This is a genomic window from Clostridium formicaceticum, assembly GCF_001854185.1.
Taxonomy (GTDB): domain Bacteria; phylum Bacillota; class Clostridia; order Peptostreptococcales; family Natronincolaceae; genus Andreesenella; species Andreesenella formicacetica.
In genome coordinates this window covers 2,697,423-2,719,181 of the sequence record NZ_CP017603.1, presented here as the reverse complement: position 1 = coordinate 2,719,181, position 21,759 = coordinate 2,697,423, and the positions used below count along the sequence as shown (strand labels likewise).

The 21,759-nt window shown below is 35.7% G+C and carries 17 protein-coding genes, 2 pseudogenes and 1 riboswitch; of the genes and pseudogenes, 1 reads left to right on the top strand and 18 read right to left on the bottom strand.

The annotated features are described in order from the left end of the window. Positions 1-174 precede the first annotated feature (174 nt). Complete coding sequence (locus BJL90_RS12190) at positions 175-1,878, bottom strand: methyl-accepting chemotaxis protein (protein WP_070968294.1); 1,704 nt, start codon at positions 1,876-1,878, stop codon at positions 175-177. Between the two features lie 196 nt (positions 1,879-2,074). After that, positions 2,075-2,163, bottom strand: a riboswitch (cyclic di-GMP riboswitch). Between the two features lie 390 nt (positions 2,164-2,553). On the opposite strand from BJL90_RS12190, the gene BJL90_RS22780 reads away from it, so the two are divergent. Continuing rightward, entirely contained in the window at positions 2,554-3,213 is a 660-nt protein-coding gene (locus tag BJL90_RS22780; RefSeq protein WP_236904908.1) for a peroxiredoxin, read from the top strand. Between the two features lie 80 nt (positions 3,214-3,293). Here the strand turns inward: BJL90_RS22780 and BJL90_RS12175 are convergent, their stop codons facing one another. The 17 genes and pseudogenes from BJL90_RS12175 to argH form a co-directional block, all read right to left on the bottom strand. Continuing rightward, entirely contained in the window at positions 3,294-4,316 is a 1,023-nt protein-coding gene (locus BJL90_RS12175) for a CapA family protein (RefSeq protein WP_169824213.1), read from the bottom strand. Between the two features lie 11 nt (positions 4,317-4,327). Then, positions 4,328-6,532, bottom strand: coding sequence for a DUF3160 domain-containing protein (locus tag BJL90_RS12170; protein WP_070968289.1), 2,205 nt, complete (start codon positions 6,530-6,532; stop codon positions 4,328-4,330). After that, positions 6,529-7,470: a hypothetical protein gene (locus BJL90_RS12165; RefSeq protein WP_070968286.1), complete on the bottom strand. Its 942-nt coding sequence runs from the start codon at positions 7,468-7,470 to the stop codon at positions 6,529-6,531. The genes BJL90_RS12170 and BJL90_RS12165 overlap by 4 nt, the downstream gene beginning before the upstream one ends. A 106-nt stretch (positions 7,471-7,576) precedes the next feature. Next, the gene (gene hflC / locus BJL90_RS12160) at positions 7,577-8,845 is read right to left on the bottom strand and encodes a protease modulator HflC (protein WP_070968283.1); all 1,269 of its coding nucleotides are present in this window, start codon (positions 8,843-8,845) and stop codon (positions 7,577-7,579) included. An 11-nt stretch (positions 8,846-8,856) separates the two neighbouring features. Next, positions 8,857-9,783, bottom strand: a complete 927-nt coding sequence (gene hflK, locus BJL90_RS12155) for an FtsH protease activity modulator HflK (RefSeq protein WP_070968280.1) — start codon at positions 9,781-9,783, stop codon at positions 8,857-8,859. Between the two features lie 236 nt (positions 9,784-10,019). Further along, a pseudogene (locus BJL90_RS12150) lies at positions 10,020-11,159 on the bottom strand (TIGR02679 family protein); the annotation flags it as partial. Positions 11,160-11,171: 12 nt separating this feature from the next. Next, entirely contained in the window at positions 11,172-11,318 is a 147-nt protein-coding gene (locus BJL90_RS21935; protein ID WP_156778772.1) for a hypothetical protein, read from the bottom strand. Continuing rightward, positions 11,296-11,673 carry an SbcC/MukB-like Walker B domain-containing protein gene (locus BJL90_RS12145; protein ID WP_081561969.1) on the bottom strand — a complete coding sequence of 126 codons (378 nt, stop codon included), beginning with the start codon at positions 11,671-11,673 and terminating at the stop codon, positions 11,296-11,298. The genes BJL90_RS21935 and BJL90_RS12145 overlap by 23 nt, the downstream gene beginning before the upstream one ends. Before the next feature lie 41 nt (positions 11,674-11,714). Continuing rightward, positions 11,715-11,897 (bottom strand): hypothetical protein, encoded by a 183-nt coding sequence (locus tag BJL90_RS22965; RefSeq protein WP_070968276.1) that lies wholly within the window; start codon positions 11,895-11,897, stop codon positions 11,715-11,717. After that, positions 11,884-13,308 (bottom strand): TIGR02677 family protein, encoded by a 1,425-nt coding sequence (locus tag BJL90_RS12135; RefSeq protein WP_070968274.1) that lies wholly within the window; start codon positions 13,306-13,308, stop codon positions 11,884-11,886. The genes BJL90_RS22965 and BJL90_RS12135 overlap by 14 nt, the downstream gene beginning before the upstream one ends. A gap of 227 nt (positions 13,309-13,535) precedes the next feature. Beyond that, positions 13,536-13,721, bottom strand: coding sequence for a hypothetical protein (locus BJL90_RS22395; protein ID WP_070968271.1), 186 nt, complete (start codon positions 13,719-13,721; stop codon positions 13,536-13,538). Then, the gene (locus BJL90_RS12125; RefSeq protein ID WP_070968268.1) at positions 13,696-14,094 is read right to left on the bottom strand and encodes a biotin synthase BioB; all 399 of its coding nucleotides are present in this window, start codon (positions 14,092-14,094) and stop codon (positions 13,696-13,698) included. The genes BJL90_RS22395 and BJL90_RS12125 overlap by 26 nt, the downstream gene beginning before the upstream one ends. Positions 14,095-14,987: 893 nt before the next feature. Further along, positions 14,988-15,524 (bottom strand): annotated as a pseudogene (locus BJL90_RS22555) (class I SAM-dependent methyltransferase). Positions 15,525-16,225: 701 nt separating this feature from the next. Further along, positions 16,226-18,157 carry a TRAP transporter permease gene (locus BJL90_RS12115; RefSeq protein ID WP_070968266.1) on the bottom strand — a complete coding sequence of 644 codons (1,932 nt, stop codon included), beginning with the start codon at positions 18,155-18,157 and terminating at the stop codon, positions 16,226-16,228. 38 nt (positions 18,158-18,195) lie between these two features. After that, positions 18,196-19,212 carry a TAXI family TRAP transporter solute-binding subunit gene (locus tag BJL90_RS12110; RefSeq protein WP_070968264.1) on the bottom strand — a complete coding sequence of 339 codons (1,017 nt, stop codon included), beginning with the start codon at positions 19,210-19,212 and terminating at the stop codon, positions 18,196-18,198. A 32-nt stretch (positions 19,213-19,244) separates the two neighbouring features. After that, positions 19,245-19,940, bottom strand: a complete 696-nt coding sequence (locus tag BJL90_RS12105) for a GntR family transcriptional regulator (RefSeq protein ID WP_169824212.1) — start codon at positions 19,938-19,940, stop codon at positions 19,245-19,247. A gap of 33 nt (positions 19,941-19,973) precedes the next feature. Further along, positions 19,974-21,455: an argininosuccinate lyase gene (gene argH, locus BJL90_RS12100; RefSeq protein ID WP_070968259.1), complete on the bottom strand. Its 1,482-nt coding sequence runs from the start codon at positions 21,453-21,455 to the stop codon at positions 19,974-19,976. Positions 21,456-21,759: the final 304 nt, after the last annotated feature.

The window sequence follows — 21,759 nt, the reverse complement described above, 5'->3', positions numbered from 1 at the left end:
ATATAGAATTTATTTATTCAAAAAGTAAACGAAAAGGCAGTTCGTACTACCTTTCCGTTCCTTTATCTATCTATACTTTTATAAAATTCCAGAATGTAATGCCTAATCTCCCACTTAGTTTGTTCACCTAAAAGTGGGAATCTTAGCAATATGCCGAAGAATAAAAATTTATTTTTATAATTTAAATACTTTAATTGCCCTTGTCAATGTTTTTATCATATGATCTAATTCTTCCATGGTAGCTACAACTTCCTCCACTGAAGCTGTCTGTTCTTGTGCAGATGCACTGACCTGTTGTGTAGAAGCAGCTGACTCTTCTGTTATAGCAGATATATTTTCTATAGATTGTAACATACTATCTTTAGCATTATTGATATCTTCTACGTACTGATTTAGTGAAAGAATATGATCTACAACATCATCTGTAACCGTATTAATTTCTTTAAAAACTTTTTCTGTATCCACCAACGATAGATTTGCATCATTAACCACCCCTACAGTATAAGTTACTTTTTCCTGAGTATCTACAATCACTTTTCTAATCTCATCAATGATTTTTTGTATTTCATTGGTGGCAGAAGTGCTTTGTTCAGCTAATTTCCTTACTTCTTCCGCTACCACCGCAAATCCCTTTCCAGCCTCTCCTGCCCTCGCTGCCTCTATTGCAGCATTTAATGCTAGTAAGTTTGTTTGCTCAGCGATTGCATTAATTGTCTCGATGATCATTCCAATAGATTGCGATTTATGGGTCAAATCTTTGATCCCTTCATTGGCACCCTCCACAGCCTCTATATTTTTATCAAAGCCCTTCTTAAGATTCGTAATAGACTGAATCCCCAATTCAGTTTTTTCCTTCATCTGATTTGTATTTTCACTAGTTTTTTTTGCATTTTCCCTTATACTTTTTATTCTTTCAGCGAATACATTGGCTACATTAAAGCTTTCTTGAGCTTCCTTGGCCTGATTGCTGGCTGCTACAGCAACCTCTTGTATTGTTTTTGAAACCTCATTACTTGCTTGTCCAATTTCATCTACTGAAGTAGTTATTCCATCCGACGCATTCTCTACTTTATCAATAATTTCTACAGTCTGATGCAAAATATTTCTTATATTTTCAAGCATTTTATTAAAACTTCTCCCTAATTCCCCAATTTCATCTTTTGTCTTTGCTTCAACTGTCACTGTTAGGTCACCATTTTCTGCTTCTAACATGATGCCTTGTAAAGTTTTTATTGGCTTCGTGATTCCTTTTGTTATTACTGTTGCAATAATAATAGAGATGATAACAGCAGTACTTAAAAGAATCATAATCATGTTTCTTGATGTTGTAGCTACTGCTGAAGAATTTTCATAAAGATTTTGTGCTGCATCAAAAGCATAGTTTCTTATAGGCTGCAAAGTGCCTTCTATTAGACGCAGCTGACCTGCACCCCGCTGCTGTGTCATCAGCATTATGACTTGATCCTTATCACCCCGTTTTGCTAATGCAATAATTTCATCTCGAATAGGTTTCCAGTTTTTAAAAGCATTATAGGCTTCATCCACCATCGCTTCATCTCCAAGAAAACGCTCATAGATCACTTCGAAATTTTCATACACATTCTTTTCTAAATCTTCTATTGTTCTAGCAAAACTATCAACCTGCGGTGCATTGGTGCTCATGGCTATATCCTTCATAGCCCTGTCTATTTTAGCTATATCTCGTTCAGCCTGCAATACTTCTCCTCTAATAGCAAAGGGGTGTCTATAAAGCCTAGTAATTGCAGCTTCAAGATTATTTAAGTATGTTATGCCGATTCCTCCTATAGCCCCTGTGAAAATAATAACTAGTAAAAATGCTAAGGTTAATTTTTTGCCTATTTTCATGTTTTTAATCATCTCAGTATCCTCCTTGTATTAATATTTGATCATGAATGCTTTAAACAAAAGCATAGATTGTATGATAAGCTTTTACCCCTTTCTTTTATCTTCTAACTGCCAAATATACCGAAAAATCAATTTTAAAAGCAAACGAAAAGCACCTTTAAACACAGGTGCCTCATGAATCACTATATTATACAAAGATCTTTTATATCACGGCAACCTGGCAATCATAGAAAAAACGCTTCCCTTAGACCCATAGCTTTGCGTCCTTACCTTTCGATAAGTTTGCCTTTATTCAGATGTTATCACATTCATCTATCCTTCGGTGTATTGTTAAGACTCCCCACTTCTAGGTAAACAAACTAAGTGACTGCCACAAAAGTTAAAGTGCAAACTTTTGGCCATCTACTTATGAATGAATTCCATTTTATATTGACAGCACTGCATTTATGTTGCTTTTTCAACATAATTTGACACATTTTTACATATATTGCAGTCTTCTTTCTTTATAATACACTATTTATAATCATTTTTTTGTCGAATTATGTTTTACTAATAAAAAAATAATTGTTCCTAATATACAAGCTTTACAAAATAATAACGATAACACATTTCTCCCTAAATGCATATAAATTATAGTACAAAGCTAATTTTATTCTTAAGTCTCATTTTATTTTAGGAGTTGAAGCCATGTATAACCCATATTATTATCTTTATCCCTATAGTTATCCCATTAAAGAAGGTTTTTATCAGCCTTCTGTTCCCAGGAAAGATTCTGCTAGTATTCGATATTTTCATCCAGGCGACAAAGCACCAAATTTTACTTTAGAGGGCGTAGAAAACCTGCAGCTCAAATCCTTTTGTCTAAAAGACTATTTGGGGAAGTGGGTGCTATTGTTTTTTTATGGTAGCAACTTTACCTATGTCTGACCTTTGGAGTTAGCAGCAGTTGCTGAAAAAATGCCTAGATTTAATGCTTTAAATACTGAGGTTTTAGCCATTACAACAGATAGCGTCTATAGTACCAAGATCATGCTGCAAACTTCTCCCTCTGCTAGAAAAGTGAATTATCCAATATTATCAGATCGTTCTTTACGGGTTTCTAAGCAATATGGCGTCCTCAATGAAGATGCTGGATTTGCCTATAGAGGATCTTTTCTAATAGATCCAGAGGGAAGGGTGCAATGGTCTATCGTAAATCCTCAGCCGGTTGGAAGGAGCATAGAAGAAACCTTGAGGATTATTGAAGGACTGCAGTATAACCGTGCTACGGGCGAGGGTTTACCCCCCGACTGGCAGCCTGGCAGCCGAGGAATTCCTACTGGATGGGATTATGTAGGAAAATATTAGTTAGCAAATCACCACTTATAGCTGTAGGCTTTAAGTGGTGATTTGCTGATAAGCATATTAGTAGATCTATAGCTTGTATTTTATTGAATATGACCCTTCCCTTCTTGAATCGTCATGAAAGTATTATATCCTTCTGAATATTTTTGCAGGCGTTTTAAAATCTGCTCCCCCTCCTCACCACCTACAGGAAGTGGCTGACAATTAATTATCTTCACAGGAATGAGAATAGCCTCCTGCCACTGATCTTTGTTTATTCTTACACTAAGAATAATCGTTTCGTCTGTGCCAGGCTGTATCTGTCTATCAAAAACAAAGTTACCTAAGCTATAAAAAATCAATTTGCCTCGGTACTTCTCTATGCTCTGCAGCACATGAGGATGATGGCCTAAAATCAGATCTGCTCCACTGTCCACCGCAAGATGGGCTAATGCTTTTTGTAGTTCACTGGGATAAAAATCATATTCTTTACCCCAATGGAAGGAAACCACTAGAAAGTCGCAGTTTTCTTTTGCTCTGATAATTTCTTTCGGCATAAGATTTAAATCTACGCGAGCCACCTCTGGCCTATCAGAAAAGTGGAAATATCCTTCTGGAGGAAACTGTGAATATCCTAAAAAACCGATAATAGTACCTTTGATATTAATCAGCACTGGCTCCCTCGCTTCCTGAGAATTAACCCCTGCCCCTAAAGACAAAATTCCATTTTCCTTTAATACTTCTAAGGTATTCATCAGACCCTCCCCACCATAATCTAGGGTATGGTTATTGGCCATATTGAGTATGGTAAATCCTGCATCCTTTAAAAACCTGCCGTTTTCAATATCCCCTTTAAAAATCAGTGCTCTGTCCTTTAGGGCAGGAGGACCCCCCGATGTCAAAGGGCCCTCCAGATTAGCAAAAGAAATATCTCCGTTTTGAAAACAATCCTTTACCTTAAGATAGAGATAATCATCACCATGTTTTTCGATGCTCTTTCTGACTCCTCTATCCATCAGTATATCCCCGGCAGCTACCAAGGTAATATCCTTATCATCATCAACTTCTGTATTCAGTAAAACTAAGATCACCAAAGAAAAACAAATGATTATTAAAATTCTCTTCATATCTTCCCTCATCAACATCCCGAATTATAGGGATTAGCTGGCAATGGAATGTCTTTTTGGACGCCATTCATAAAACTTTTAAACCAGCCAAGTTGGGCCGGAGCTTTATCTTCCTTTAGCATCCTCTGCCATTGTTCATCAGTGAACCGTTCTGTGGCATCAAATTCATAATAGCTAAATACTGCTCCTCGTGTCAGTTGCAGTTCTTCTCCAATGGGGACAACCACATAAATTTCGTAAGCAGGGCCCACACCCACATGGAAATACCCCCCTGAACTAAAAGAATTTGGCGCAATGGTATGGATATCAGCAATTACCGCCATATTTTTATCGGTTTCAGAGGTAATCTCAAACCAACGCATTTCATCACCAGCAAAAGAGCTGGTTAAATACTCTAGCATCCCGCCATAGGTTAACAACTGATCATATTCATCTGCAGTCAATTCTTGATTTTGCAACTGTTTTACCGAACAATTAATAAGAAATTGCAAAAGGTCTTCAAAACGTTGCATTTTGCTTTCTAAGCTACCGGTTAAAATATCCCTTTCCTGCAAATTGGTTCTAGAATATCGGGTCAACCATAAAAGTTTTTCATAAACAGCAATATTAGGCTCTACATAACCCCTAATCTCAGGAGGTTCCTCCCCGCCACCGCACTCTGCACCGCTTTGCTTACCATAGAGAATCGTATCATGGCGAAGCTCTGCCCAACTTCCTAATGCAGTATTTAAGGACTTATCAAGCCAAGCCTCATTGGTCATAAAGGAAGGATACCCTTCGCCAAAGGGTTCTAAGAGACTTTTGATCACCCACAGCCAACCATAATACATATTAGATCGCCAGGTTTCTTCCGGTAGAGCTGCAAATTCTTCTTTATACTTTTTATAAGCTTTTTCATAACCCGGCCATTTCTCCACAGCCTTTAAATCATTAATCGCTAAATCGTAGGCCCGCTGTGATCCCAACACTGCCATGACATCCAGCCCTGAAGGAATAGGCCTTTCTATAGGCTCCACCAGTTCCTGTATAGCTTCGGAATCTGGTATATACCTTTGGCCCATTAAGCGAAACTGTTTGCCTACAGGTGTAGTTACTGAGGTATATTTATGCTTTATCTTAGGTTCTGGCAGCTTTTTAGCTTCTTGATACACCATGTCTAATTTTTCAGGATGATTAAGCATATTTAAATCAAAATCTTTGCCATACACCTTTACTATCAGATCTTGATAATGGTAAATATTTAAATCATCCGTATTACCTACATAAAACGCTGTAGGATTATAGATATTTTCCCACCTCATTACATCGGATGTACCTTCATTCTCCATAAAGAGACTATAGGTGATTAAAAGGGCCTGTAGAGTCTGCTCAACATTTTTCATGGTTTCCTCTATATCTTTATATAAAGGAAAGGGTGCTTGACCGTACCACATCATGGCTCTAAAAAATCTTTGTAAGTCCTCACTACGGGTATAATGACCCCGAGGCTTATATTGGCTATAATCCAAATCATAAGGAAAAATTACTGAAGAAACATAGCCCTGTTCTTCTTGAATCAATTGATACTCCTCTATTGCCAATTGTTTTGCTTGAGTTGGCAAATCAACAGGTAGAGGTTTTTCTAAAGTCTGTAACGCAACAGTGAAAAAAGCAATATTTTTTATAAGAGCATCCTTAAGCTCCTCATCAGTAACAACATTGTAAAGGGCTAATGACTTTTTGTACATGCTCTCTGTTAGTTCCTCCAAGATACCTAAGAGCTTTTCACTTTCTAATGTTCTTAAGGAGTAGTCAAAAAACACATGATAAACTTGAAGGACTGAGTCCGTAGTAACAAAGGATGGCAGTTTTTTATATTCATTATTTTCATAGATATAGAATAACTGCTCTTCTTTCGTAGGTATAACGACAAAACCATTTTTTGCAATTAATCCTCGCTGTTCTGGGGTAAATTCTCCAAACTGCTGTAGATTTACTATATTAGAAAGGTCAGATTTTACTTGATAAGGTTTCACCTGAGCAGTATATTTCACTTCTTCATAAGGAACATCAATTGTCTTATAATTACTTTCACCAGTAAAAACTACCTTTAATTCCTCTGGCAAAGGATTAGCTCCAACCTCCTCCTGTTTGTTACAGCCAACGACAGAAAGCAACAACAGGATGATTAATAAAAAGCTTATCACGCTTACTGAAATATTTTTGTTACACCTCATTTATCTTCCCCCTTGGTTTCCATAAAAACCTCTATTTTTTCTCCTTCTAAAATAAAGGGATACCATTTTACTTCACCTCTTCCCTTTATGAAAGCATAAAGACTAAAGGTATCCTCTTTTTTTAACTTTTTGATTGCTTCAATATCTGCATAAGGCAAGGATTCTCCTACACCTTCAAAGCCAAAACCCTTCCACTTATAAACGTGGAGCACTTTTTTCCCACTTTCCAAAATTTCAATAGCTATTAACTCATCGCTACCACTTCCATCCATATCTGAAAAAATATAATCTGTAAAAGGTCTAGCTAGTCTAGAACCCCTCCATTTTGGAACTAACATACCCTCCTCTTGCCAGTCATAAATAAATGGTCTTTTAGCCATCACTGGATGAAACTGAGCTTCTTTATAAACACCTAAAGAAATTTCCTTTTGACCATCACCATCTACATCGCAGGTTTGAACCTTCCATGGGTTAAGCCTTTGGAAAGTCTGATTGTACACTTCTTTAATTATTTCTCCATCAAAGTTTAGGATCAGCAGGGTATCCCCAAATTCTGCCCCCTTTTCACCAGTCACCAAGAGTATGCTATCATCACCGTCACTGTTTATGTCATCTATATGACTGCTGATAATACGTCTGTTTCCTTCTTGCAGATGGTATCTTTCCAGAATTTCCCCCTTTGGTGATAAGATCATTATTGTCTGTTCCTTTATATCGACAAAATATATTTGTTCTTTAAATTTTAATTGCCCTAGTTTCACTTTCTTTTCCAAAGAAAAATCTACGGTTTGATTATTCCCTTCAGATGTTTTACCTAAAATATGTACTGGAGGCATTTTGGAAATAAAAAAAGATTTTTCCCTGCTTGGATTTACAGCTAAAAACTCTAATCCCTCCCTCCCTTTGATAAAGAAGCAAAAAGTCATGATCACAATCATTATGAATATCAAAAGCTTTTTTTGAATAAAATCACCCTTCCTTCATAAAAACATTCAACCATTTATAATCTGTATATTCTTCTATGGGGTGCCAGTCTCTCTATTTTTATCTCCCGTTGCTAAATATTCTTAATATTTCATTATTCTTGTCAAGATAGATTGTTGTATCGCTGTCAATACTGTTTTCATAGGTTTTTAGCGTTCGTAGAAACTCATAAAACTCAGGATCTTTACTGAAGGCTTCTGCATAAATTTTTAAAGCTTCTGCGTCTGCTTCCCCTCTGATACCTTCACTTTCTTCAATAGCTGCACCTATTATTTCTTTCTTTTCACGATCCGTACCAGCTACTACCTTGTCATACTCCTCATCGCCTTCACTTCTTATTTGCTGTGCTATAGCTTGACGCTCTTTTATCATCTTATCATAAGTCGACGCAACATTTGCTGGAGGTAATAGGGTTCTATGAATCTCTATATCATCAACTTCCATTCCGTATTGAGCAATTTTCTCGTTTAATTCTTTTTTACTTTCTTCTAACTCTTTGTATAGTCTTTCCTTGTTTGTTAAAAAGTCTTCACTTTGCAGCTTATTTATCTTGGTGATTATTACTGGATAAATTAGATTATCTAGCGTAGAATTTGCCTTGGAGAAACTTCCCATACTTATTTCAAATAATCCAGGATGCGTTACCTTGTACTGTGCAAAAAATTTAACCATATACTGCCTTTTGTCTCCAGTTGTTACAAGCTCCTCTGTTGATTCGTAAGTAATTAATTTGCTTGTATAAGCGTTAATTTCTTGAAAAAAAGGTATCTTGAAAAACAAGCCTTTATCTTTTATAATCTCCAGATTTTTAAAATCTGGTTTTAATGTATTCTGAATATCCACTGCCGTATTGTCCTTGCTTACAATCACTTTATTCATATTACCCAATGTTTTTACAACAACAGTAGTAGATTCATCCACTGTAAAGGTGCATAAATTAAATAGAATAATAAATCCAAATATTAATAGTACTATAGTGAATGCTTTTTTACTAAAGTGAAAGTTCTTTGACATTTGACTCAAATCAATATTTATGTGCCCTGATTTTGTTTCTTCTTTATGATCTACCACGATGTTCCCCTCCCCTTCCTGTTGATCTTGATAATTAAGTGTGCTTGCTAGCTGTTCATCTGATTGATGCGTTGAACTGTTAGCTGTTTTGAAAAATACTTTTTTGACTTCTTTTTTGTTGTGTATTAGTAATACAAGTATTGATATTATCAAAGATTGGCTAAATCCGAAAAATATTATTCCTAAAATAAACAATGGAAGCAAATATTTTGGAATAAATTTTGACAATTTAAAATTAGATTCCTTTCCATTTAACACAAAATCTCCCCCTAATTTCCTAATGGAATATATTTTATAGCGCCATCCTGTATATCAACAATATATTTGTTTTTTGCCTTTTGCAAAACTTTTTCCATCGTCTCCAAATACAATCTTTTCTTTGTTCCACTGGGAGCTGCTTTGTACTGTTCATAAACTTGAAGAAAACTTGCAACATCCCCTTTTGCCTGCCCTAGTTTTTCTGATTTATACCCTTTGGCTTCTTCAACCAATTTATATGCCTCCGCTCTTGCTTCAGGGATAATAGAATTTTTATATTTATTGGCTTCCTCTAGTCTACCACTTTTTTCATTTTTAGCATTATTTACATCGTCATATGCTGCTTTGACTTCACTTGGCACACTGATGTTTTGGATTTCTACGTTTACCACTTCTATTCCTAAACCATATTCGTTGACTTTCTTTCTAATCTCTGGCAAAATCTCTGCAGATATTACTTCTTTGTTAAGAAGAGCATCATCTAAAGTCTTGTTTTGAACATTACGTCTGATGACACTTTCTAGGGCAAGCTGCAAAGTTCCTATTTGATCACTAACTTTGTAGTGATAATCATAAACATTTCCAATTTTATATTGTAAAATGAGTTCTCCATTTACAATATAACTTCCTTTTGTTAGTAGTAAGGATTCTGCTTCATTGTCAGTATACTGTAATTTAATGGATTCATCATTTCCACGATTTTCTTCTTGGTGTGATATAAATCCATATTCTAATTGATGCAATTCCTCTGTGTTATACTTGATAATACGATCTATAAAAGGCATTTTAAATTTTATCCCTGTTGTAGTTTCTACTTTTATGTTTTCTCCAAATCTTACTACCAAAGCTTTTTCTCCTGTTTTTACCATGTACCAGCAGTTTAAGACCAGGATTCCTCCTAGAATGACATATAAAATGACTTTGGTTTTTGTTTTCATATACCTTCCTCCTCGTAAATAGATTTCGATAAAAAACCATAAAACAATTCCACTTGCTTCCTGCCTTTGTAAAGAAATAGTTCCATAATCTTTACCTAAAAGAAAAAATTTAATATTGCATTGTCTGCATTGATACTACATAGTTCAACACTTTAAATAAATATTTCAACACATTTTAACATATACCTTCCAAAAATACAAAATTTTTCTAAAAATACTTATCATGATTGATATCATTAGACGGATAATCTCATAACATCCTCTTTAAAACACGTCATCAGCAGTTCCTGATAACCAGCTACTTTTAACTTTTGCATCTCTAAAGATATATCTATAAGAGTAGCATCCTGTAATTTGTTGGTTTTCTCCATACGACTTTTAGCTATTCCTTCATGAGATAAAGCTCTTTTATAGTCTTCTTTTGTATAGCGCCATAGGGTTAAATTTTCTTTATATCTTCTTTTAAGCTTATCAGCAATCATCAGCCCCTCTGGATCAAAATCACCAGAATAATAGATATGAAAGCCTTCTTCTACCAGCTTATCCAATAGAATCAGTGATGCCAGCTTCACCTGTCCATTTGTGCATACTAAGGAAACCTTTAGATTTTGTATGGCGTCAATGATACCACTAAAAACCGTTGGGTTTTCTACGACAAATACCTTTTTAAAGGGGCTTGTGATTCTCTCCACTTCAGATAAATTCCAAAGGCTTACCTGCATAGGCTCTTTTCTTTTATAAAAACCCTCCCAGCCAGTATGGATCTGCTGTTTATCGTAAGCTAATAGGCCAAAGCAGGTGGTGTAGTTGGATATATCATCCTTAATAATTCCTGCCTGATAGTATATCTCCGCCCTTTCCTCTGCATTTTGAGGGTAGTTCTTTTGAAATAAAAACATCAGATGATATAATAGCAGCTTATGACAGGGACTTCCTTCATCGAAGGTATGGGGGTTTTTGCTGATACGAGAGGAGAAAAAAGCTAACCGTTCCTTGTGGTTTTCATAATAGGGTAGTGATTTTACAGCCTTTGCGGTTAATAATAGGTTCTTTTCTAAGGCTTCTCTGTCAGCATCATAATCCAGTGATAGGCTTCGATAACCAAATTCCTTTGTCTCTAAAGCCTTCTGCAACCAACTACCGAAGGCTGTCCCTTGATTTTCCTTCAGAATCTGATGAAAAAACGCCTCCTTCTCCCACTCGTAGAGATTCTTTTCTTCTTTCTTGGAAATCAATTTTTCCTGAAAATAGGCTTCTAGAATATCTATAAGCTTCAAATCTTCAAACTTTGTATCCAGCAATCCTCTCTCAAAGGCTTCCACCTTAATGGTGGCACTTTTCTGTTGATAGTAGCTTTTTTTCAGGAAGCCGCTTAAGGCTTCCTTTTCCTATGGTGTTAGCTTATCTAGTAGGATTGTTCCCCCTAAAGCACCTAAGGATTTATATTTTTCCCTGATCTTTTCAAGGGGTCTTTTGAATCCTTTGTTCTCTTTAAAATACGTAATGCATTGACTAAGCAATGCTGACTCCTTCATCTTCCTCCACCTCATCTATGACTAATTCCTTTACCTTTCCATCCCAGTGATAACGAATCACCGTCACAAAGTCAGCATTGTTGGGCCGAATCAGCTCACAGATAGAAAGGGATTTTACTGTATCATAATCTCCCCACAATATTTGAGAGTTCATAATAAAGTTAAGATTTAATTCCTCCAGCAGTTTAAACATATCTCGAATATTATTTTCATCCACCCCTGCAAAGGCTTCATCAAGGGATATGATTCTTGGACAATCCCTATTGGCCCCCTGATATCTGGCATACACCGATGAAAATAGGGGAACATACATGGCCATGGCCTTTTCTCCACCACTAAAACGGTAATTTGTCATAATACCAGAAATTAATCAATCCTATGCGATGCATCATCCATCTATTTTCCATAGGCTTCCTCCTTCTCTTGAGAAATCTTTTCTAAAAAGTCCTTTGGATAATCTCCAATCATCTTTCCTACCAAAGGCATGAGGAGGACTGTGTTGCTATTTTCCTCTATCTGTAGCATTTGAAAATCCTCCATATAGTTCATCACTTCATCACACAGCTTATCGGTAGACATTTCTCGATAGGTTTTGGTCCATCCCTCTTAATACCTTTAATGTTTCAAAGGCAGGGATGGAGAGAGGGATGGTGTCATTTTCTCTTCTTGAAAGCTCTCCAGACTTTACTGCTTCTACGATTCCTCGATTGATAAACAAAACAATATCTGAAATGCTTTTTTGGCTTGGAAAGGTATCCTTGTAGTTTTTATTTCCCTCCATGAGGAGTAGTGCTGCATTTTTTTGGAGATGAAGGGCTGCATTAAATTGCTTTTCAAAATCATTTTGCAGCATATTTCGGTAGTTTTTAATATATAGATAATCCGCATCCTCCAGACCCTCCTGATAAACAACGGGAGCCATCATCAGGCGGCGATAGACACGATGCCTGCGAATCCGACCTCGATCCTGCTCCAGATCCAGCCATTCATTGCTTTCCATATCCCTCCATGTTTCATAGTTTAAAAACATTTGACATAGCTTTTTGTATTCTTCCTTTCGATTGGCTGCACTATTGCGGCTTTCAACAATCTGAGAGGCATAGCGGGTGATCTTACGGATAATTTCATTGGTCATATCAAACAGCTTTAAAGCTTCACTTTCCTTACCGGCAGTACCTAAAAACCAATGATTTAAATTCCTCCATCGCCCTTCAATGTTCTGCCATATATCCTGCTGGGAAATTTCCAGTTCTATTCTAGGAATAGACTGCTGATAGGTGCATACTTTCTTTAATACCTTATCAATAGCATGGGGTTCTAAGTTTTTTAAAATCTCTTCAATGGCATAGGAATGTTCCTGCAGGCCCTTGATAAAATCCCTTAAATAGGCAATGAATTTATCTTTAAAAACCAAAAATTCCTTGGTTTGCATCATTTCCTCCGCTTTTATGCTGTGTAAATCTCTGATATAGTCCTGATAATTTTGATTCAAACGTTTAAAATCAGCATTTAAATCCTGCCACCATAAATCCACCTTCTTATCTTCTGCTGTAATCATATTAGGCAGCTGTAAAAGATGATTTTTTATTCTTTCTAATAAAGAGGGTTCCAGAGAGCCTCCCTCTACAAAAAGGTTTTCTAGTTTAATGGTCATCCGTTCTATTTCAACAGCATATTCCGATAGCTGATAACGAAATTGTTTGTTTTTAAATTCCTCTATGGTGGCGGCTTTTTTTGTATCCTGAAGGGGAATTAAATTTCCCCACTCCACCAAAGTATCTAAATCCTGCTTGCACTGATCGATGGTATAGTCCTGAAAAAGAGGAAGTTCCTTTAATTCCTGCGTTACCTCTTCCTTGTACATCCAATATCTAATTTTTTCATATTGTGTATAAAAAACCCTTAATATACTACGATATCGCCAGGTATTTTCTGTGGAGAGATATTTTGCTTCTGTGATAGGTCTTGTGATTTTTTCATTGATCATCATCCGTAGTTTACTCCTTTGCATGTTCATTTCTTCTATTGTACCACGCTGTTTTTAATAAATTTCGACAAATTTACCATAGCATAAACACTAAAATTTGCAATATTGACAAAAAGCCCAAGAGTGTAAACCCTTGAGCTTTTTTAGAAAATTAGAAAAATAATGAAATTGATCTAATTTCTGTTTTAATTTTTGTTTTTGATTTCTTTAATCTACATATAAATACGACTTTAAAATTCTTGTGAAAACATCGCAAACAAGGCTGAAATCCTTTCTACTTTCAGACTTGTTTCAAAAGCTTCCCTTATATTAATCACAGCTTCCTGCTCTTCTCTCAAATCCATTTTATGAATAACAGCTACAGCATTTAGTCCACATTTAGTCCGTAAGTTAATACTTAAGTCCCAAGTCTTCAATCATTGCTAAGTCCTCTGAGATTCCCTGACCTTTTGTGGTAAGGTAATTTCCTGTAAGCATACCATTGATCCCCGAAACAAGCCCTAAAGCTTGAAGACTCCGTAGGTTTACTTCTCGGCCACCGGCAAATCTTATATTGGTTTTAGGCAAAACAAACCTGAACATCCCTATGGTTTTCAGTACTTCCAAGGGAGAAAGTGGTTTCTTACTTTCTAACGGTATCCCTGGGATAGGATTCAACACATTTAAAGGTATGGAATCAACCCCTAAATCTCTAAGTGCAAAGGCAAACTCAACCCTTTGGGCAAAGGTCTCCCCCATGCCGATGATTCCTCCAGAACAGACCTCCATACCAACTTTTTTAACCGCCATAAGGGTTTTCTCCCTCTCCTTATAGCTGTGGGTAGAAACAATTTGAGGAAAGAAGCTCTCTGGAGTTTCGTCTCCTTCGTTAGTTTTTGAAAAATATCTAAAAGAGTCATGAATTTATGTTAATTTTGTTAACAATAGTATATTTGGATATTTCTCGATTGTAAACTTAATTCGTTTTAAAAGTTTACTAATAATCAATAAGTAAAACCTAACCTCTCTGATTAGACTCTATGTCCCCTTCTATATCCTCATTTTTTACTACAACCTAAAAATCTCGATTATTTGTAATACAGTTCACCGTATTGTTGTATCGGTAGTTTTATAGATAAAGTTGGAGAATGAAACGAACATTATAATTGTAGCAAGAATTTCAATGATTTCTACTAGTTGGTCTTGACACTATTTAACATTTAAAGAAACAACATAGTATTATCCTTCTGGTGGATTATTTTGTGCCGCTATATCATTTATAAATTCAACTTTTTTATCAAAATGCTTTACTGCTATCCACAAATGAATATTGTTTTATAAAGATTGATCTGTTTCATTATTTTCACTCCTTAAATAAATGGCAGGGAACGCTTCTCCGACAATCAAAGATTTTGCATAGTAAAGTTACGATGTTCTTTTTGAATACTTAAGAACCTGATGGAGCACTTCATAACTATTCTACAATTGCACATGCAAAGTTCATGTGTTCGTACGCATGATAGCCATTCGTGTTTTTGTGGAAGTATAATTCTTCGATGTCAGCGGAGCTCAAGTTTTCATAGAGACGTAAGCCTAGAGGTGCCAGGTCTGCAGCGAGTGTTGATGGGTCAAAGCCTGTTTTCAATGGCTCACCTTGCTGCCGAGTATACTCTATTGCAGCTTGTACACGATCGGATGCTTTTTCAGGGCCAGCTGAAAAAGCTTGGGAGCTGAGGATTATACGAAGAGCGCATAAGTGCTGCTGTCAGGCTTTCCTGGGTGAAATCTATTGGAAGGAAGTGGAGATTCGCTGGAATTTTCTAATTCATTTCGGCTAAACGACGGTGCTTAAAGGATTGAGTCGAGATATGATCGACTTCGAAGACCTGAAGTTTTTCTACTATCTCCGAGTGTCGAAAAGCAAAGGTATCCAGCCCTGCTCCGAGAATAACATACTGTTGTATACTCTCAGCTTTTTTAAGGCCGTCTTCAGAATATCGTGCACGACTTACAGCGAGGGGTAAAGGGGCCAAGCTTCTCATGCCCCACGCCAAAGCAACCGCCTCATCATAGCACAATGCAGCACTTTCTGAGTCAATAGACTTAATTTGTTGGGTGGTTAACGTAAATTGCTGTTGGAAGGATACTCGATCCTCCTCTGGAAGTAAGCAATAGGCTAGAAAGTCATCAAAGATTTTAGCGTCATCATGCACAGCATGATAGCCACGACAGTAGGCCATAAGCAGCGCGGTACGGCTGACTTTGTTTTTTTCCATAACATTTCCTCCATCAAAATTATTTTATCTGGTAATATGTCATTTAATCATAGAACATTTTACTCTATATGTCTTTCGTTTCATTATCACTAATTTTACTTTAATGATCAAATTTTCAAAACAGTTCCATTGAATTTCCCTTCTTTGTAAAGAAAAAGTTCTATAAGAAGCTTTGCCTAAAAAAATTTAATATTGCATTGATGCTACATAGTTAAACACTCTAAATAAATATTTCAACACACTTCAACACATATCTTCCATAAATACGAAGTTATATCAATATTTTTCCTTATATACAAAAAACTGTATTTTATGTCCTTCTCAAAGAGACTACTGTCTTCTATACAATCGCACAAAATACCGATAAACTTCTTAAATCCTACGTTTGGTCGGTTTCTATTCTTGCTTTTCACATCACATAAAACACCTCCTAAACTAGATTTCCATAGTTTAGGAGGTGTTGTCAATAATCCCATTCCCTTGACACGCACACTAAAAATCAGTGGGAAACAATAAAATAGGAATTATGGCTTCTTCACCAGCACAGTAAGGTAATCCTACTGTTAATCTTTTATCGGTACTCTGAGAAGGACACAACTTCTCACCTATTTGGAGGGATACCTGTCACGCTAAGCACTAAAAGTGTGTCAAAAAATTTATGCGTATCAAGCAGCTTCTAGGTTAGTTTTTCTGTTTTTTATATAGGCAGTCACTCCCACTATCAATATTACGACTAATCCTATCATATCAGTTTGCATTCCTGGTTTTATTAACACCAGGGATGCAGAAATTAACAGTATTCTTTTAACCATAGTAAGCCTTAGTTTAAATAAAAACCCCTGTAATCCACAAGCCAATGCTACCGAGCCTATAGTAGCAGAAACACCAGCATTAATAATTGTCAAACTATTACCTTCCCATAATAAAGCTGGGCCATATATAAACATATAAGGAACGATAAAAGCAGCTATGCCTAATTTGCATGATGTTATCGCTACTTCCATTGGCTTTGCCTTAGCTACTCCCGCGGCGGCAAATGCAGCTAAAGCAACAGGGGGTGTGATGGCGGATATACATGCAAAATAGAAGGCAAACATATGCGAACTTATAGGTGAAAAACCCATTTGTACCAGTGCAGGTGCTACAACTGCTGCACAAATCATATACGCTGCTGTTGTAGGTAGTCCCATTCCTAATATTAATGTAGCTACCATAGTAAATACTAATGCTAATATAGGTATGCCTCTAGAAAGCGCTAATACTGCTGACGCAAATTTTAAGCCAGACCCTGTTAGATTTAATACACCTATAACGATTCCTGCTGTTGCGCAGGCAGAAATCATTCCTAATGAATATAATGCTCCTTTCTCTAGAGAAATAAGTATCTTAGGTAAACTAAATCTTGTTTCTTTATTAACAGCAGCTATTATAATGGTAGATATGATTGCCCATAAGGCAGCTTTGATGGGGCTTGCTTTCATAATAACAAGTACATACATTAAAACAAATACGGGGATCATCAGGTGCCCACGCTTAAGTATTACTTCCTTCAAAGAAGGAAGCTCCTTTTTAGGTATACCTGTTAAATTTAATTTTATAGCCTCCAAATCTATCATGATAAATATGGTTAAAAAGTATAGTAAAGATGGTATTACAGCTGCAGTTACAACTCTTAGATAAGGCACACCAACTAACTGAGCTAGTATAAAAGCTGCTGAGCCTAGTATTGGTGGCATTATTTGTCCGCCAGTAGAGGCTACAGCTTCTACTGCTCCTGCAAACTTCGATTCATATCCTATAGATTTCATAAGAGGTATTGTAAATGCTCCTGTAGATACAACGTTTGCAGTAGAATTACCAGATACTGTACCAAATAAAGAACTAGCCACTACAGCTGTTTTTGCCGGCCCACCCCTTGTTGAACCTGTAAGTCCTAATGCGAAATCGATAAAAAATTTGCCTGCGCCTGAAGCATGTAAAAAGGCACTAAATACTATAAACAAGAATACAAATGTAGCTGATGCTCCTATCGGTGTACTATAAATTGCATCCAATCCTGTCATGTAACTAATAATTTTAGGCCAACTATATCCCCTATGGCCCAAAATACCTGGAATGTGCTTGCCGAAACTTGCATAGAGTATAAACAATACGCCTATTGCAGGAAGAATAAAACCTGTAGTTCTTCTGGTTATTTCTAATACTGAGAAAATCATTATAAGTCCAACTATAATGTCCAATGTAGTGGGTGAGATGCCGATTCTATATATCAACTGGTTCATATTCATGATGATATAGCCTGTAGATAGTATATTTACAGCAATAAAGATCATATCATACCAAGGGATTCTATCCTGAGCTGATTTCTTCGTCATAGGATATAATGCAAAAATCAGCACTGCTGCAAAACATAGGTGTGTACTATATAAAATCCAAGGAGACAAGGGTCTAATTCCTACATAATAGATATGAAAAATTGACATCACTGTCGCTATTGTAGCAATAGTTCTTTTATAAATACCAGTCAATTCTCTTTTAGGAGATTCCTCTTCTTCTTTAATTTTAGGATCTGTCTTTGTATTTAGAGGTTTAGGCATTGTATCACTTCCTTTTTATTATAGATAGTATAAACTGCCTACTTTGCTTCAGGTGGTAGTAAATTGCTTGGTATTTCTATTCCTATTTCTTCGTAGTACCTTATTGCTCCTTTGTGCAGAGGTATACTACTATATTTAATATTGTCAGGAATACAATCAGCTGCTGACGGATCAACTGCCACTAAAGCATCATAATTCTCGAAAGTAGTTTTTACTATATCATATACTAAATCTTCTGATAATTCTTTGTCTCCAATAGCTATGTTCCAAAATGAAATTACATTGATATCTTCATTTAAATCCTTATATGTACCTTTTTTAATTATATCTTGCGCCCAGTAAGGATAACTATTTAAAATTTTGTTGATTTCCTCTTGTGTCAAACCTAAATGCTTAATTTGATGAGTTGTTTCTAAGTCTAATAAAGCTGGTGCTGGAACCCCAGAAACCAAGAAACCTCCATCTACTATTCCGTCTTTTATGCCATTAATGGCTGTATTTGTAGGTAAACTATCTATTTTTTTAGCATCTATTTCTAATATTTCTAGTACAGCCCTTCCAGCTGCATCACTTGTGGCGCCAGGTGCTCCAACACTTACATTTTTTTCATTAAAATCTCCTATTGCATCGATTCCCTTACCCTCTAAAGAATATGCATATAAGATACTTTTATAAACTGGGAATAGTGCCCTTATTGAATCATACTTTTGATTTTCACTCCAGCCTTCCCCATTAAATCCTTCTCCTGCTAACCAGGTTGTTGCAAGCCCTAATTCCATTTGCTTATCTTCAATAAGTTGTATATTGGTAGTTGGGCCACCAGTAACTTCTACACTAATGTCAATACCAGACATTTTATCATTCATTATTCCAGCCCAACCACCACCTAAAGCATAGTATGTTCCACCTACACTGGATGTTCCTAGCAATAGCCTGGTAATACCCTTACCCTCTGGGCTTATTCCATTATCATCTGATGAGGTCTGTGTACCTCCACAAGCCACTAAACTAATCACCAATAAAGATATGATTAATGTACTCACTGCTTTTTTCATCTAATTTTCCTCCTCGTATCTAATATACATGCTTAATCACAAAATAATAATTTACATGTGTCACCCTTTAATAAACTCTTGGTATATATTATTGGCTCATTATTATATGTATAAATTGTCCTTGACAACAACAACGCTGGCAACCCCTTCGTTGTTTTAAGTAGTTCTGCCTCCTCAGCTGTTATTATCACTGGTTCTATGGTGGTTTTAGAAGAAATCAGTTTTATTTTATAAACATCTTCTATTATCTTGTAAATTCTCTGGCTTAAATCCTGCTTTTCTATTTCTGCGAATTTATCTTGTCTTAAAAAAGACTTTTCCAAAACTGTGGGTTTGTCATTAAAGTATCTGATTCTATATATTTTGATTACTTTTTCATCTGACGCTAAATTTAAAATCTCACTTAATGAATTAGAAGGTTTTTCATAGGAATAACTCATCAACTCATGAAAATCTCCTAGTTCTTCTGGAAAATAAAGTTTGATGAATTCAAGTTCTAGCGTTTGTTCAGCAACAAAAGTTCCCTGTCCTCTTTTTTTTACAATTTTTTTATCTTGAACCAATTCACTAATCGCTTGCCTCACTGTTGCTCTACTTACACAAAACAGTTTAGATAATTCTATTTCAGTAGGTATTTGATCCCCTGGCTTTAATTCTCCGGAATCAATTTTTTCTTCAATGTATTGTTTAATTTTATAATATAAAGTTACTCCTTTTTCATCCTTCATGATATTCATGGCACACTTCCCTTTCACTGTATGTTAAATATTTTTCATTAAGTATACCATAAGTTCATTAGATTTTATAACATTTGATTTAAGCTCTTCACAAACCCTTCTATTCCTTTCAAATTGATCTTTTAACTTATCGATAGTTTCTCTAGATTGAGTTGGTGAAGGTCCTCCTAAACTAGTTCTTCGCTTTATTGCCTCCTTAGCACTTAATATCTTTGCTAATTCCTCTTCAGACCAATTTATATTTTTTTCCCCAAATTCTTCACATTTTTTATTTACCATTTCAACGCTTATCTCATCTGCTTCTATTCCTTTAGATATGCAATCAGCTACGATACTTCCAACTATTTCGTGTGCTTTTCTGAAGGATAGTTTTTCTTTTCTCACAAGTTCATCTGCTAACTCGGTGACAGTACTAAAGTTTTTATTTACCTTTTTTCTCATATTCTCGTGGTTTATTGTTAAATTTTTCATCGTTACATTCAGCAATTCAAAAATACTCTTCGCTTGATCCATGGCTATCCAAAATTCTCTAGGAGACTCACTTCCAGAATCCCTACAGTGAGAGTAGGGAATATTCTTTAAACAACCAAATATTCCTACAAAAGATCCAATTAAGTAAGCTGCTTTAGCTTTTATATGTTCTATAGTAATAGGGTTCTTTTTTTGTGGCATGATACTACTACATGCAGCTATTGAACTATCTACTTCTATATATTTAAATTCATCAGAACTCCATATATATAAATCATGTGCAAACCTACTGATTGTAGAACAACATATGGCTAAATCAGCTACTATCTCTAGTAAGTAATCTCTCGATGCAACAGCATCTATAGAATTTTCTACTACACTATCAAATCCTAATAAATTTGCTGCATACATCCTATCAATATTAAAGCTAGTTCCCGCAAAAGCACCACCTCCTAAAGGACATATATTCAACCTTTTATAGCTACTTAACAATCTTTCAAAATCTCTTTGAAGCGCGCTAGCTACACTCAATATATAATGTGCTAAGGTTATTGGCTGTGCTGGCTGCATATGGGTATATCCACTCATTACCGCTTCAATATTGTTTTCTGCAAGCTGTGTTATGGTTTTCATCGTCTCTAAAAAAAGTTCGCACATTTCAAGTATTCTATCTCTTGCATTCATTCTAGTTACAGTAGCATTCAAATCATTTCGACTTCTTCCCGTATGCATCTTGCCACCTATCTCTATCCCTCCTTTACAAATAATGTATTTTTCTATATTAAAGTATAAATCCTCATATTCGGGATTTAGCTCTAATACACTTACACCCTCTTCCTGCAGTTCTTCTAACATAGACACTAAACACTTGGCAGTGTGTCTATCTATGATTTCTTGTTTATGCAGCATTAGCACATGAGCTATATTTACCCTCATCATGTTCTTAAAGGATCGCTCACTATCGTCTCGCATAGCTGGTTCAAAAATGTTTCTGCATACAACCTCATTAGGTTTTTCTTTAAGCCTTTCTCGCATACAAATCCCCCTTATCATAGTTTTATTTGTATAGTTGTCTATACATCTATATGTAATATCTATTCCACACTTTTTTGAAATATCCTTCTTTTCAAAAAAATTTTTCTATTTATTCTTTAAAGATCAATTTTTTTATAAAAAAAACCGATAAAATCTTTTCAAAATAGACAATCAGAAGTTTCCTAAAGTATTTTGAATAATAAAAGATCAAGTATAAGAGAAGTTTGTCTCTTACGCTCGATCTTTTATTGAAGCTTCATTGTTTTCTAATCTAAAAAGTGACTTTAATAGTCACTAATACGTT